The sequence below is a fragment of the Pseudomonas sp. G166 genome (genome assembly GCF_037027455.2).
In the GTDB taxonomy this organism is placed as follows: Bacteria; Pseudomonadota; Gammaproteobacteria; order Pseudomonadales; family Pseudomonadaceae; genus Aquipseudomonas.
In genome coordinates, this window is sequence record NZ_CP146985.1 from 889,844 (window position 1) to 903,224 (window position 13,381).

Annotated in this window: 11 protein-coding genes; 5 read left to right on the forward strand and 6 right to left on the reverse strand. The window is 51.8% G+C overall.

Annotation, left to right across the window (positions count from 1 at the left end):
- Position 1: 1 nt before the first annotated feature.
- The 3 genes from SGN16_RS03840 to SGN16_RS03850 all read right to left on the reverse strand — a co-directional run bounded on the left by SGN16_RS03840 (position 2) and on the right by SGN16_RS03850 (position 3,455).
- Positions 2-904: an ABC transporter permease gene (locus SGN16_RS03840; protein ID WP_210642767.1), complete on the reverse strand. Its 903-nt coding sequence runs from the start codon at positions 902-904 to the stop codon at positions 2-4.
- Between the two features lie 9 nt (positions 905-913).
- Positions 914-1,831, reverse strand: a complete 918-nt coding sequence (locus SGN16_RS03845; protein WP_116834141.1) for an ABC transporter permease — start codon at positions 1,829-1,831, stop codon at positions 914-916.
- A 103-nt stretch (positions 1,832-1,934) separates the two neighbouring features.
- Complete coding sequence (locus SGN16_RS03850) at positions 1,935-3,455, reverse strand: ABC transporter substrate-binding protein (protein ID WP_210642768.1); 1,521 nt, start codon at positions 3,453-3,455, stop codon at positions 1,935-1,937.
- A gap of 183 nt (positions 3,456-3,638) precedes the next feature.
- Here SGN16_RS03850 and SGN16_RS03855 point away from each other — a divergent pair, with 183 nt between their 5' ends.
- The 3 genes from SGN16_RS03855 (at position 3,639) to SGN16_RS03865 (ending at position 7,137) form a co-directional block, all read left to right on the forward strand.
- Positions 3,639-4,556: a LysR substrate-binding domain-containing protein gene (locus tag SGN16_RS03855; protein ID WP_335945401.1), complete on the forward strand. Its 918-nt coding sequence runs from the start codon at positions 3,639-3,641 to the stop codon at positions 4,554-4,556.
- A gap of 723 nt (positions 4,557-5,279) precedes the next feature.
- Entirely contained in the window at positions 5,280-6,113 is an 834-nt protein-coding gene (locus SGN16_RS03860) for a hypothetical protein (protein ID WP_335945398.1), read from the forward strand.
- A gap of 97 nt (positions 6,114-6,210) precedes the next feature.
- Positions 6,211-7,137: a hypothetical protein gene (locus SGN16_RS03865; protein WP_335945399.1), complete on the forward strand. Its 927-nt coding sequence runs from the start codon at positions 6,211-6,213 to the stop codon at positions 7,135-7,137.
- A 171-nt stretch (positions 7,138-7,308) separates the two neighbouring features.
- Here SGN16_RS03865 and SGN16_RS03870 read toward each other — a convergent pair whose 3' ends face one another.
- Complete coding sequence (locus tag SGN16_RS03870; protein WP_339101706.1) at positions 7,309-7,770, reverse strand: NUDIX domain-containing protein; 462 nt, start codon at positions 7,768-7,770, stop codon at positions 7,309-7,311.
- 122 nt (positions 7,771-7,892) lie between these two features.
- Between SGN16_RS03870 and SGN16_RS03875 the strand changes: the two genes are divergently transcribed.
- Positions 7,893-9,323, forward strand: a complete 1,431-nt coding sequence (locus tag SGN16_RS03875; RefSeq protein WP_339101707.1) for an IS1182 family transposase — start codon at positions 7,893-7,895, stop codon at positions 9,321-9,323.
- A 515-nt stretch (positions 9,324-9,838) separates the two neighbouring features.
- Here the strand turns inward: SGN16_RS03875 and SGN16_RS03880 are convergent.
- Both SGN16_RS03880 and SGN16_RS03885 read right to left on the reverse strand, forming a co-directional pair.
- Complete coding sequence (locus SGN16_RS03880; RefSeq protein WP_335943925.1) at positions 9,839-10,549, reverse strand: HNH endonuclease signature motif containing protein; 711 nt, start codon at positions 10,547-10,549, stop codon at positions 9,839-9,841.
- Positions 10,550-11,213: 664 nt separating this feature from the next.
- Entirely contained in the window at positions 11,214-12,023 is an 810-nt protein-coding gene (locus SGN16_RS03885; RefSeq protein WP_335943924.1) for a hypothetical protein, read from the reverse strand.
- A 293-nt stretch (positions 12,024-12,316) separates the two neighbouring features.
- Between SGN16_RS03885 and SGN16_RS03890 the strand changes: the two genes are divergently transcribed.
- Complete coding sequence (locus SGN16_RS03890; RefSeq protein WP_335943923.1) at positions 12,317-13,243, forward strand: FRG domain-containing protein; 927 nt, start codon at positions 12,317-12,319, stop codon at positions 13,241-13,243.
- Positions 13,244-13,381: the final 138 nt, after the last annotated feature.

A 13,381-nucleotide genomic window follows, 5' to 3' on the forward strand; every position in this document is an offset into this window, starting at 1 on the left:
ATCAGTTACGGCCGTCGGGCAGGATCAGATCGCGCAGGCCGTCGCCGACCAGGTTGATGCCCAGTACCAGAATCATCAGGGCGACACCGGGAATGGCGATGACCCACGGGGAAAAGAACATGTAGGGTTTGCCTTCGGCGATCATCAAACCCCAGGACGGTGTCGGCGGCTGCACACCCACGCCGAGGAATGACAGTGCCGACTCCAGTAGGATCGCGTGGGCCATTTCCAGCGTCGCGACGACGATCAGCGCGCCGACCAGATTGGGCAGGATTTCGCTGACCAGAATGCGCAGGGTCGAGCAGCCAAGCGCCTGGGCCGAGGCCACATATTCAGCATCGCGAATCTGTTGCACCGAAGCCCTGACCACCACCGCGAAACGGTCCCATAACAGGCAGCCGAGCAGCACGATCACCACTTTCAGTGAGCCGCCCATCAGCGAGGCCGAGGCGAGCGCGACCATCACGACCGGCATCGCCAGCCGGGTGGTGATCAGGTAGCTGATAAGCGCATCGACCTTGCCGCCGTAGTAACCGGCCAACAGCCCCATGACGGTGCCGATAAAGCCGGAAATCAGCGCCGCCGCAATGCCGATGAACAGCGAAATACGTGCGCCGTAGAGCAATCGCGACAGGTAATCACGGCCCAGCTTGTCGGTTCCCAGGGGGTACTCCCAGGTGCCGTTGGCCATCCATACCGGTGGTTTCATGCGCAGCATCACGTCTTGCGCATAAGGGTCGTAAGGTGCCAGCCACGGCGCGAACAGTGCACCCGCGAAGATGATCAGCAACAGCACCGCGCCAATGGCGAAACCACGATGACGAAAGCTCTTGCCAAGTACTCGGCTCAGGCTGCTCGGTGGTGGCAGGTAGTCATTGATCGCGAGGGTCGTGGGGGTGCTCATGTAAACCTCCTAGCGCACGCGAATGCGCGGGTCGAGCAGTGCGTTGAGCACATCGGCCAGCAAGGTGAGGATGATGTAGATCACCGCAATCAGCAGGACCACGGCCTGTACCACCGGAAAGTCGTCACGGGCGATGGCGTCCCAGGCAAGCTGTCCGATGCCTTGCAGGGAGAACACGGTTTCGATCACCACCGAGCCGCCGAGCATGAAGCCAAACTCCACCGCCGCCAGTGCGACGACCGGAATCAAGGCATTGCGCAGGGCATGCTTGAACAACACGCGGGCAGGGCGCAGGCCCTTGGCGCGGGCGGTGCGGATGTAATCGGAACTGAGCACATCAAGCATGCCTGCGCGCGTCAGACGCATGATTGCCGGAGTCGCGTAGTAGCCCAAGGCAATGGCCGGCATGACGAAGTGCAGCATGGTCGAGTTACCGGACACTGGCAGCCACTTGAGCGTCACCGCAAACACCACGATCAACATCAGCGCAAACCAGAAACTGGGCATTGCCTGGCCCAGCACCGCAATGCTCAAGGCCAGTCGGTCAACCCAGGTGTCGCGTTTGACCGCGGCCAGCACGCCCAGCGGAATCGCCACCAGCAAGGCGATACCCAGCGCCATGGCCCCTAACCCGAGGGTAATCGGCAAGCGGCTGGCGACGAGGTTGTAGACCGATTCCTGAAAGAAAAAAGAGTTGCCCAGGTCCAGCTGCAACAAGTCTCCCAGCCAGTTGAAGTACTGGGTCGGCAGCGGTTTGTTCAAACCGTACTGCACGCGGATCTGTTCGATCTGTTCGCTGGTGGCTTCCGGTCCGCCAATGGCAGTGGCCAGGTCGCCGGACAGGTGCAAAAGAGAAAAGCTGATCACCGACACGGTAATGGCAACGCAAATGGCGATGCCCAGACGGCGCAGAAGGAATCCAAGCATGGCAAGTTTCCTCATATCCAATGGATGACAGGTGTGAGGACGTGTCCGTGGTGCGGTTTAGTCCGCACCACGGCACCTCTCGATCGATCCGCTCGGTTGCGGATTACTTCCAGCTGGACTGAACGAAACGCGGCAGCTCATCCGGGTACGACGTGAACGCGAGTTCGGAGGTGTAGGCGTAGTTCATCGAGTAGTTGAACAGCGGCGCCCAGTACGCCTGTTCGCTGATGCGCTGCAGCGCCTTGCGGTAGTTGTCCTTGCGCAATTGCGGGTCGAGGGCGTTGTCAGCGGTCTGCAACCAGCTCTGGACTTGCGGGTCTTTGATGTTGTCGTCCGGATTGCCCTTGAACCAGGTGCCGGCCGACGCCGAGGTGTCGAGGATCGAGAACGAGCCCCAGGCCTGAAACGACATGGGCACCTTGCCGCCACGTTGCTGATCGCGCAGTGCGGCGTACTTCAAGAAGCGCAGCTTGGCGTTGATGCCCACGGCACGCAGGTTGCCGATGATGGCTTCAACGTAATCACGGTCGCGATAAGCGAAGATTTCTGTCTCGAAGCCATTTGGGTAACCGGCTTCGGCGAGCAGCGCCCTGGCCTTGGCCGGGTCGTAGTTGTAGACCGTGGCCGCGGAGGTATCGCAGCCGAACTGGCCTGGATAACAGGCAACCTGCAAGGGTTTGGCTTCACCCCCCACCATTTGCGTGGCCAGTGCATTGCGGTTGATCGCATGGTTGATGGCCTGACGCACCTTGAGGTTCTTCATCGGCGAGTTTTCAGTGGAGGTGCCCCGGGCATCGAGAATCAGGAAGCCGATGCGCATGGTTTCGCCGCTGGTCACGGTCAGGTTCGGCATACCTCTAAGGTCGACTGCCTGATCCGAAGTCACACGCCAAGTCCAGTCGACACCGTCGGTCATCAACTCGGCCAGGCGGGTTTCTGCATCCGGAATCACCCGGAACTTGAGGTGGCCGATATGGGGCTTGCCTTGAGGGCTGTCCGGAAAGTAGTCCTTATTGATCTCCATGGTCACGCCTTCGCCAGCCACCACCGACGTCGCTTTATACGGCCCGGTACCCACTGGCTTGCGGCTGAATTCGGCCAGGCCGACTTTCTCGAAGTACTGCTTGGGGAACATCGGGACGGCGTTGGACAGGTATTCCAGTGCCGGAGGGAAAGGCTTCTTCAAATACAGGCGGACGCTGTAGTCACCGGTTTTTTCGGCGCCCTTGATCCAGTCTACGTTTTGCACGGTAACGACTTTCGCTTCGGGCGACACCACGTAGTTGAGGGTGAACACCACATCGTCAGCGGTGAAGGCGTCGCCGTTGTGAAATTTGACGCCTTTGCGCAGCTCAAAATCGATGGTGGTGTCGTCGACCTGTTTCCAGCTGGTGGCCAGCATGGGTTTGTATTCGCCGCTGCTGGGATCGCGGTAGATCAGGTTGTCCCAGATCAGCCGGCCGAGAATTACACCTTCGCGTAAATCATTGTGGTAGGGGCTGATGTTTTCAGGTTCGCTGTCGGAAGCGTAAACCAGGGTGTCGTTGGCTTTACCGGCATGAGCCGGGAAACTGCTGATGAGGCCCAACAGCGCAATGCTGCAGGCGAAACCTTTGATGCCCATGCCGTCGTCTCCGTTGGCGAGAGTGGTTGAATCAAAGGGCAGCGAATCGCAAATGCGTAAAGGAGGATGAGAAGCTCAAGTAATGTTTTTGGTCTAGACACGAATGTAGGGAAAGGCTATCAATGCCACAAGAATAATATTTCGATACTTGCATTGCCAAAAAGGCAAACCTTGGGGGTGCCGATGCAGTTGTATGGTGTGCAGTCCACGGCACTGCGTTATTTTCTGGAAGTAGCGCGATGCGGATCGATCAGCGAAGCTTCCGTGCGCTTGAATGTCGCAGCGTCAGCGGTGAGCCGGCAAATTTCCAAGCTTGAGTTGGCTCTGGACGCCAGCCTGTTTGAGCGTCGTGCCCGCGGCATGGTGCTCAGCGAGGCGGGGACGCGACTGGCGGCTTATGCGCGCAAGTCGCAGCTTGAGGCCGAGCAGGTGGTGCTGGAAATTACCGAGCTGCATGGCTTGCAACGAGGTCATGTGCACGTTGCCTGCTCGGAAGGATTTGCACTGGAATACATGCCCAGGACCATCAGCGCGTTCAGGCGTGAGTACCAGGGCATTCATTTCACATTGGAGGTCTGTGCACCGGCGGAAGCGACCGAAAAGGTTCGTTCCGGTGAAGCCGATCTGGCGATGACCTTCAGCCTGACGCCGCAAAAGGAAATCAAGGTCGAACATGTCCTGAGCGGGGCGATTTTTGCCGTGATCGCCAATTCCCATCCCTTGGCCGGGCGTGAAGCGGTCAGCCTCGCTGAGCTACAACCCTGGCCCATTGCGTTACCCAAGGCCGACACCACGATACGGCAACTGTTCGACATCTGTTGCGGTGTACAGGGGTTGTTGTTCGACCCGGTGTTGACCACCAACTACGTTGCAGCGCTCTATAGCTTCGTCCGCGAAGAAGGCGTCATCAGCCTGGCCAGCGAGATGACCTTGCAAAAGCAGGTGGCGGACAAGGCCCTGCGATGCGTGCCGATCCTCGACGAAGGCATGCAGGCACGACGCATCGAACTGCAAAGCATGGCTGGCCGCAATTTACCGGCAGCGGTTTCTGCGTTCAGGGATTTTCTGATTGCTGATCTGGGGAAAGCGAAGGGGCGTTGAAAAGGTGGGGGTGCTTGAGGGTTTGGGTTGGTGGGCATATCCACGCAAGTACTGTTGAAGCCTCGAGCTCACTGGGTCTCAGGCACAAAAAAAGACGTCCGTGGACGTCTTTTGAGCCGGGGTAATCTGAACTGATCGTATATCTATCTGATTTTTAGTAATAAATTGGGTAATATTTTTCTGATGGAATACGTTATGGAATACCACTGAGCGCGCTGTGGTTGTGTAACCAATAATGGCTACGATGGCATGCTCGCAAGAGGGCACCATTATCTCCCAAGCTACGTCGCCTAGAAGGACCCATTGTCGGTAGCAACCGATCCGTATCTGACGTTTGCCAAAGGTAGAAAACGGTCAGAAGCGGCCTCTCGGTGAACGCAGCTAATACCTCGTCAAGAGGGGTAGTAACCGGCCAAAAACAGGCCATGGACACGCTGCTAGCGATTTTGTAATCTCCGTGCAGGCCATGTCGCTTTTTCTCCCGCCACATGTCGCGCTTCCATCGCGACTATCAAGCTGCTGAAGGAGTCATCCATGTACAAGGAACGTTCCCAGACACACATGGCGGAAAATATTATCCCCCCTCCCCCCCCCCGCTTGTACCGTCTACTTATAGTTACTTATTGCGTTCTTATCACAATGCGCTCAAATCACTTGCTTTACTCGGTGGAGGGCGAAGTTGGTCATTTAGCTTAATTGTTATATTTTGGAGCAATCTAGTCAATGAAAAATAAATCAATAATGGCGTTTGCCTTGCTGTCAGGAAACTGTCTTGCAGCCGATATGGCGTCAGAGGCACCGAGAATTTACCAACTAGATTTGTTCTCACTAATATCCTTTGGGCTAGCTATTGCTGCTTTTGCTGTTTCCATATTCATGGGGTGGCTTTCATGGGAGTTTTATAAAAAGTCAAAAGAGTCATCGGATCAAACACAGCAAGCTGTAACAAAAATTGAAACAGCGGTTCTCAGTATTCAGTCAGAGATAACTGAAATCGTTCGTAGGGCTGTTGGATACTGGACGGGCGGCGACTCCAATCAAGAAGCCATTGATCTCAGTGCAGTACTAAACAATAGAGTCGATGAGTTATCCTCTCAAATAAAAGAGCTGGCCGGGGCTAACGGAGAAAAAGAAGGTCTCGATTCAAAAATCACCGAACTAATCCAACTTCAAAGAGATCAAGTTGCAAATTTAACCTCGTCCATGGTTGAGGCAAAGGTAAAGGCAATATTCCCATCAATAGATAGAGGCCCTGCTGCCCAGATTACTCAGAGCATACAAACGAATACTGATATAGAAAAATCAGGTGAATTGATAATAAACGTTCTAAGGCCAGCAAAGAATGCAACTGCAACAGGTAAGTTTACCCCTCCCTTTACAAGCTTGCCCGACTTGAAAGTTGAGCTAATCGGTGCCCCAACCTCCGACTTAAGCAGACTATTCCTTTCCTCAGGAGTTGGGAGAACAAGTGATTTTAACGTTCATCTAATAGGGAGGTCTGGCTTATTAGAGGTCGGAACCTACGTCGTAAAATACACAGCAAAACAGGCCGAATAAAATATAACAATACGCTCAAATAGCTAACTTCGTTCGGTGGGGCCGACCAAGGCCGGCCCTTAGCATAATCGCTAGCTGGCATTGCCAATGGGATCACATGAACTACTACTTCCCGCTGCTAGGCCTCACGCCTTCATTCACAAGCGAGTGCTTAGTAAGTGCACCATTCACGCTATCCCGCCGCCTACGGAAGGCCAATCTCCCTGACCTCTCTACTTTGGGCGCGAAACACAAACTGCATCTTCCATTTCAGCTTGCCGATGCCCTTCTGACGGGATGCCTCTTGGAGCTTTGCGTAGATGCTCCCTCATTAGATGTCGCAAAGCGACATGTCAGTCAGCTTCGGGTAGGCCTATACCTGAATGGTATAACGCCATTTATTGTCCCATTTGCCGCCAGTCATTCGTCAGACGAATACGCGGGCATAAGCTCTCGCGACCGCCCCTCGCTGGCCGCTAGGTTGCCACCAGAACTTCAGTCCGGCCCAAAGTCAGAAGACATTCAGGTTGAGATGTGGCCGCACGAGCTTTCATTTTCCTTCATCTATCTCGAAGAAAAGGCACAGATATCTGAATCGGCATTTGAACAAGCAGCCGAAAGCGCTAAAACATGGAAAATTATGGAGGGCAGACAGAAGGAACTTGTGGCATTTCGTGATGCAGCAGAATCTGCGCCGATGCTGATGTCAGCCTCTCAATCATATCTACACATTTGGTGTGGCTTAGAAGCGCTCTTTCCGAAAGTTGGGAGCGAACTGTCGTTCCGGCTATCTATTTATCTTGCTCAGCTTGTAGATGCCGCCGGGGACAGGCGAAGCTACCATGCTCGCTTCAAAAAATCGTATGACATCAGAAGCAAAATAGCGCACGGGTCTCGTAATGATATTACCCACGAAGAGTGGGAAGAAGCCTGGAATCTTCTTATCGAAGCTGGCAAGGCTATCCTTATACGCAAAGAACTACCTAGTGACGACGCGCTTCTTTCTGATCTTTTGCAACCGCCCAGCATGATAATTAAGGGGTGAGTATCGAACTGAAGTAGCTAACGGAGTTTGAGCCGTTCGTTTCGCTTGAGGAACCAGCCAAAGTTTGCTCCTTAGCCAAACGGTAGGGCCGCCCGGGGTCGAAGGTTAAGTGCGCAAACGACAGCGTCTGGCCCAGAGTGTGTAAAAACGCATATGGATTCGCGGTGACGGTTACGCAGCCGGTTCGAAGACACCTGCATCCACGAGCATCTCAACTAACGCCTCAGGCCATACCTTTTCCCCAGTAGCTCTCAGCTCCTGAGCGGACCACCAGTGATGATCTGCCATGACCTGAGTCTCGTGTAAGGTCCATTCGGAGCTAGAAAGGGTCTGGCTTTGCGCATGCACAACGAAATACTGCTCAACTGCGAACACCGTCTCGCCGCTGGGCAGGAGCATTGAAAACCTCCGATCTGCCACAGGCCCTACAACTGTGTTGACCTGAATACCGGTCTCCTCACGCAGTTCACGTATTGCAGCGGCGTGGAATGTTTCTCCATCTTCAAGACCACCGCCAGGGGTGGCCCAGTAATTTCTACCGGCCAAAGCCCCATCTTTATGGATAAATCTGAAAAGGAGGACATCTCGAGAGGGGCTTATAACTAGTAATCGTGCAGCCTTTCGCTCACGCATTTGACGTATATCTTCCCTGAAATTTTTGAAATGTGGGGTGCCGCCCTGATCAGTCGGAGGTCTCCCACATGGCTCGTAGCGTTACGATAGGATAGGATAATGATACTTCAGCAGGGCTACCCATGAAGCGCTTCATCCAAGGTGAGCATCGAGGCCAAGGCACCTTACTTCCCGAGAGCCTCGACGACTACGTCAGCGATACCAATCCGGTGCGCGTAGTCGACGTCTTCGTCGACGAACTCGACCTGGTCAATTTGGGTTTTGAAGGTGCCATTCCAGCCGATACTGGCCGGCCTGCTTACCACCCCGCGATCTTGCTGAAGATCTACATCTACGGTTATCTCAACCGCATTCAATCGAGCCGACGTTTGGAGCGAGAAGCCCAGCGCAATGTCGAACTGATGTGGTTGACCGGGCGTTTGATGCCGGACTTCAAGACCATTGCCAACTTCCGAAAAGACAACAGCAAGGCTATCCGAGGCGTCTGTCGCCAGTTCGTTGTGTTGTGTCAGCAGTTGGGACTGTTCGGAGAACATCTAGTCGCCATCGATGGCAGTAAATTCAAGGCAGTCAACAACCGCGACCGCAATTTCACCAGCGCCAAACTGAAGCGGCGAATGGAAGAAATTGAATCGAGTATCAACCGCTACCTGACGGCACTCGATGCTGCCGATCGGCAAGAACCAACCGCTTCCGAGCCCAGTGCCGTGCGGCTGGAAGAGAAGATCGCCAAGCTCAAAACTCAAATGAAAGAGCTTCAGGCGATCGAAATCCAGCTCAATGTATCGCCGGACAAACAGGTCTCACTGACCGATCCAGACAGCCGCTCCATGATGACGCGCGGCACGGGAATCGTTGGCTACAACGTGCAGACAGCGGTCGATATGCAGCACCATTTGATCGTTGCGCATGAGGTGAGCAACGTCGGTTCCGACCGTGATCAACTCAGCTCGATGGCCAAGCAGGCCCGCGAGGCGATGGCGTCAGATACGTTGTCGGTAGTGGCTGACCGAGGTTACTTCAAAAGTGAACAAATCCTAGCTTGTCACGATGCAGGCATCACCGCCTATGTGCCCAAGCCGATGACCTCTGGAGCCAAGGCTGACGGGCGTTTCAATAACGATGCCTTCATCTATGACGCGGCAAAAAACGAATACATTTGCCCGGCTGGAGAAGCGCTCATTTGGCGCTATACCAACGTTGAAAAAGGCCTGAAACTGCACCGTTACTGGAGTTCGAAATGCCAAGGCTGCGCCTTGAAATCGCAGTGCACACCGAGCACGGAGCGACGAGTTCGGCGCTGGGAACATGAAGCTGTACTAGAGGAAATGCAGAACCGGTTGCGCAACGCGCCAGAGATGATGCGAGTCCGAAAACGAACGGTTGAGCATCCCTTCGGGACGCTCAAACAATGGATGGGTGCGACGCATTTCCTAACACGAAAGTTGGCAGGGGTGAGCGCCGAGATGAGCTTGAACGTGCTCGCCTACAACATGAAACGGGTCATGAAAATCATCGGCACCACTAGCTTGATGAAGGCTTTAACGGCGTAAAAACCGGTATTTTTACCATCCAAAAGGACTCCAAGAGGCTGCTGAGCCGTTTCAACTGTTCTTGGAAACGTCGTGGCCTTTATCGGTTGCAAAACCTGAGCACCGTCTACTAGCGTCGCTGTAGAAAACCCTATTTAGTGTTTTTACACACTCTGGGCCGGTAGTGGTCGCTTGTGAGCGTCCTTTTATGGCCGTTTTCAGCCCTTCGCGACAGGCAGAAATCGGCCGATTCTGTTGAAAAAATCGGTCCGCCCAAACTGCCTGGTCATTGAGTGGTGAAAACGCCTTTTTTGCACGCCGCTACGTGAAATCCGAGTCCGAAAGCCCCTGCAAAAAGTGAAGTTTTCAATCGCGGACGCGTACTTTTCTGACGCGTAAACCAGGGCCGATTTTTTCAACAGAATCGGCCAAAAGCAGACAGTGAGCTTAAAATTCTATCCGAGATTCTTCCTTTGCCGGAGTAGTACGGGTGACGGAAGCAAGTTCTTGGTCCAAGTTCACTGTTATGAACCACCCTAAACAGGTCTCCTTTCAACATAATCCCAAAGCTCTAATACCAGCTTTTGAATTTCTAGCAATTTCTGAGATACATTTTCTTTTTGCAGTTTAATTTCATTGTCGTACTTCGACGCGCCTGGAGTATTTGTCGGCACAAATGTTGCGCAATACCCTCCGTTATATACGTAATTTCCCTCATCTCGAGTAATAAGAATTTTTTGCAATAGATCGACTATTCTATCTTGTCTGTTTCTCGCACTTAAGTCATAAGACCTCAGCTCTAGATTATATACTTGTATGTTTTGGCAAAAATTTGAGAGCTTTAAATAAATTTCTTGCTCAAACCAATAGCCTGTTTCCGAACCAGCCCAGGAGGTTTTACCTTCGTCATCATATGAAAGTACATTGTTCACAATATTTAGGAATCGATAAACCCTATCGCCCTCCTGTCCTCTAATATATCCATTTTTACTCAGGTTGATATTGAGGATCTCTTTGTAGCTACGCAGTGACTTTCTATCAATTACTTGAGCGTGCGCCATTTTATGATGCTTGTCGCACAGGAGAATCAAATTCTCTTTGCGATTATCTTCTCTATCATGATTGATGTGATGAATTTCTAAATAGGTATGCTCTGAACAAGTTGTTATAGAGCATTCATGCCCTGCTTCTACCTCTATCTCTCGTCTAATATTTTCAGGAATATCTGGCCTGCGTGATTGGTACATAACTTAGAAATTCCTTATTGCGCAATTTATCCTTAGGTTTGGAGGCAACCCATATCCGCCGCAAGATTTCTGAACGACGGGTATGCATGATCGACGAATGCACTCGCTACGATCACTATAGCGTCCCCGCTCGAAAATGGCTCGCTCGGATAGGGTGTGTTTTTTTGTCCAGCGGCAGTTCGATGGCGGCTTTCGGCGAAACCTGCGATCGCTTATATAGAGCGATGGCTGTCTGCCGCAGTAAAGCTCTAGAAAACGCTACCGTCTTCAGCAGTGCAAAGGATACTCGCTAGCAGACCTGCTTGTGTGACGAAACCAGCGATGCCGCCGGTCCAAAACTGACGCCCTGATTGCGTAGGCGTGTTTGCATGGCTGATTATGGGATACCACTGCTGGGCTGGACGCCCGCTTTTTGCTGTGCATCCACTGGCTGAATCATGAGCCTCTATCTGCCTTTCCAAAAAAGACAATTAACCCATAGCGATGTGGGCCGCCGAGAGAATTTCAATGGTGCATAACTAGTACACACGAAACCCCGCGCCTCTGGAAGCCTTGGCTTTAGAGATGTTGAGCTTTAGAAGCTCCAATCCATTACCGACAAACTTGTGATTTCTGATCGTGGCTGATAGGAGTCGACTGAAATCTGGTAGTTATATATAGGTGGTTAATTTACAGATTTACCATTTTCTATAGTGCAACAGATGCCAAGCCGTCTAAATTTTGACTCCATGACAGTATATATTTCAATGGGCACATAATCTGCTATCAGGATCTCTTCTATTAGATTTGACCAGTTGAATGGCAGTTTGCAGAGATTGTTTTTAACTTTTACTCTATCAATTACGAATTGAGTTTCCGGCGTATGCGAATATATAATTCTTATCTCTCTTTCATGCTCTAGGCTGTCACTTAGGGTTGCAGCTAATAGCGCGCCTCTTTGTCCTAATGAATCGAGAAATTTGGTGTAGTCGTTGCTCGCTCTTAAAGCATCCAATATCTGGTCGTCTTCATAGATGACCTTAACTGCAAAATAATGCAGCATGAAATAATTATCTCTTGTGTCCATCAGCCTGTTCATGAGTTTCTGAAGAGATACCTTTATGCGTACTCCCGTTCGCCCCTTAAGGAATTCTGTCCACCGCCACTTTTTATTAACAGGGTCATTTGTCCAGCATGAGGCATAGTAATTTTCTAGAAAGCCGAGGGTAAAGGTCTCATTTCCCTCTGTAAACTGTTTGTTTAGCAGTGGGTTTTCTAAAGGGTCCGCGAAAGAGTCCGGATCGACTCTAACAAGAGTTATCTCAGAATTTTGTATATCCTCCAGTAAATAATCCGCTCGACAGATCCTGTATATGAAGGATTCGGGATCGACATTGAGTGAGTTTCTTTTTATATATAAGCTTTTCAGCTCTTTATCGCTTTTGCCTTGAAAGTTTAGCTTGCATATCTCATTATTAATTGCTTCGTTGATCAAGGGCTTTTCTCTGTGAAGTTGGCGTAAAAATAAATTTGATTTATGTTTTTTCGCAGAGTATATCATTTTGTAAATATGGGTCTACTTCCAAGCAAATGCTTCGCAGATCGCTTCTGGTTTCTTAGGCAGGAATGTAGGTCGGCTATTGGCCGCAATCGACTCTGGACGGATAGGCATACGTGCTGTACCTCCGTCCGTTCAAGGGCGGCCATAGGCCAGAGTGAACTGCAATAGCCTGCCTATCAAAAGGCCATTACACTGGAAATCGCCAAACGGAGCGGAGTCAAGGAACGATGGCAAATCCAACAGAGATACCTTTCCACACTGCACGCCAGTTGCTGGACCACTTGTCCCCTCTAAACCCTATTTGGGATGCTGGAAGATTCATCTTTAGAGGTCAGCCAAGTGATGAGTACAAGCTGACACCATCAGTGTGCAGGCGTGGAATAGGCTCATTCGCTTATGGCTCGCCAAGGAGGATGTTTGATGCCTCAACGGCTGGGCAAGTGGCCTTTGAGCTGGAGATATTGAGGAAATTCCTGATTGGCTGTGATCGGTCAGGGCTAAATGTTCCGGGTTACACCGAACAGTTGAGCGGATCACTAGCCGATGGTTGGGGGGCGTTCCAAAGTCCGCATATCCCTTGGCCGTCTACTCAACTATACGAAATCATGGCCGTAGCTCAACATTACGATGTGCCCACTCGCCTCCTAGACTGGACTGAGAGAAGCTTTGTCGCCTGCTACTTCGCTGCCTCATCGGCAAACCTTGAGATTGATAGCAGGGAGATGCCGAGGCTGGCTATCTGGGCTCTGGACACCACTTATGCGATGCACTGGAAAACAGTGAAGGTGATTAGGACTCCAGGGGGAACGAGCAAAAATCAGGCGGCTCAGTCTGGTTTATTCACCACGCATGAGGTTAAAGGATATAATCCAGACGACTTGTATCAGGTAGAAGCGCTAGAGGATGTTGAAGAGATTTACAGCATGACAGGGAGCCACACACCACTTGTCAAAATGACCTTGCCGATTGAGGAGGCCCCCGCTTTACTAGACCTTTGTTCGCGACTTGGCGTTGATGGCTCAACGCTCTTTCCCGGCTTCCATGGTGTGGCAAAAAGCGTAAGAGATTGGGCTAACGTTGAGGTTGGTGTGAGGCCGTCTCAGTCACTCATTCAGGAATACAATGAAGACGGCTACGATCCAGACTTCCATTAAATTAAATAGCGGTCGCCTGCGTGGTATTCGAAGCAACAAACTGAATCGCCTCTGACTTCCTAGACGCCTTCGACTGGCTCCTTTTTGCTGAAAATTGTCGTTCATGAACGGCAGTAATAGGCCGAATTCCGCCGGTCA

What these genes read in the sequence shown, in the direction of transcription:
- SGN16_RS03840 (WP_210642767.1), bottom strand. Translation starts at nt 904, where the DNA reads ATGAGCACCCCCACGACCCTCGCGATCAATGACTACCTGCCACCACCG.
- SGN16_RS03845 (WP_116834141.1), bottom strand. Translation starts at nt 1,831, where the DNA reads ATGCTTGGATTCCTTCTGCGCCGTCTGGGCATCGCCATTTGCGTTGCC.
- SGN16_RS03850 (WP_210642768.1), bottom strand. Translation starts at nt 3,455, where the DNA reads ATGGGCATCAAAGGTTTCGCCTGCAGCATTGCGCTGTTGGGCCTCATC.
- SGN16_RS03855 (WP_335945401.1), top strand. Translation starts at nt 3,639, where the DNA reads ATGCAGTTGTATGGTGTGCAGTCCACGGCACTGCGTTATTTTCTGGAA.
- SGN16_RS03860 (WP_335945398.1), top strand. Translation starts at nt 5,280, where the DNA reads ATGAAAAATAAATCAATAATGGCGTTTGCCTTGCTGTCAGGAAACTGT.
- SGN16_RS03865 (WP_335945399.1), top strand. Translation starts at nt 6,211, where the DNA reads ATGAACTACTACTTCCCGCTGCTAGGCCTCACGCCTTCATTCACAAGC.
- SGN16_RS03870 (WP_339101706.1), bottom strand. Translation starts at nt 7,770, where the DNA reads ATGCGTGAGCGAAAGGCTGCACGATTACTAGTTATAAGCCCCTCTCGA.
- SGN16_RS03875 (WP_339101707.1), top strand. Translation starts at nt 7,893, where the DNA reads ATGAAGCGCTTCATCCAAGGTGAGCATCGAGGCCAAGGCACCTTACTT.
- SGN16_RS03880 (WP_335943925.1), bottom strand. Translation starts at nt 10,549, where the DNA reads ATGTACCAATCACGCAGGCCAGATATTCCTGAAAATATTAGACGAGAG.
- SGN16_RS03890 (WP_335943923.1), top strand. Translation starts at nt 12,317, where the DNA reads ATGGCAAATCCAACAGAGATACCTTTCCACACTGCACGCCAGTTGCTG.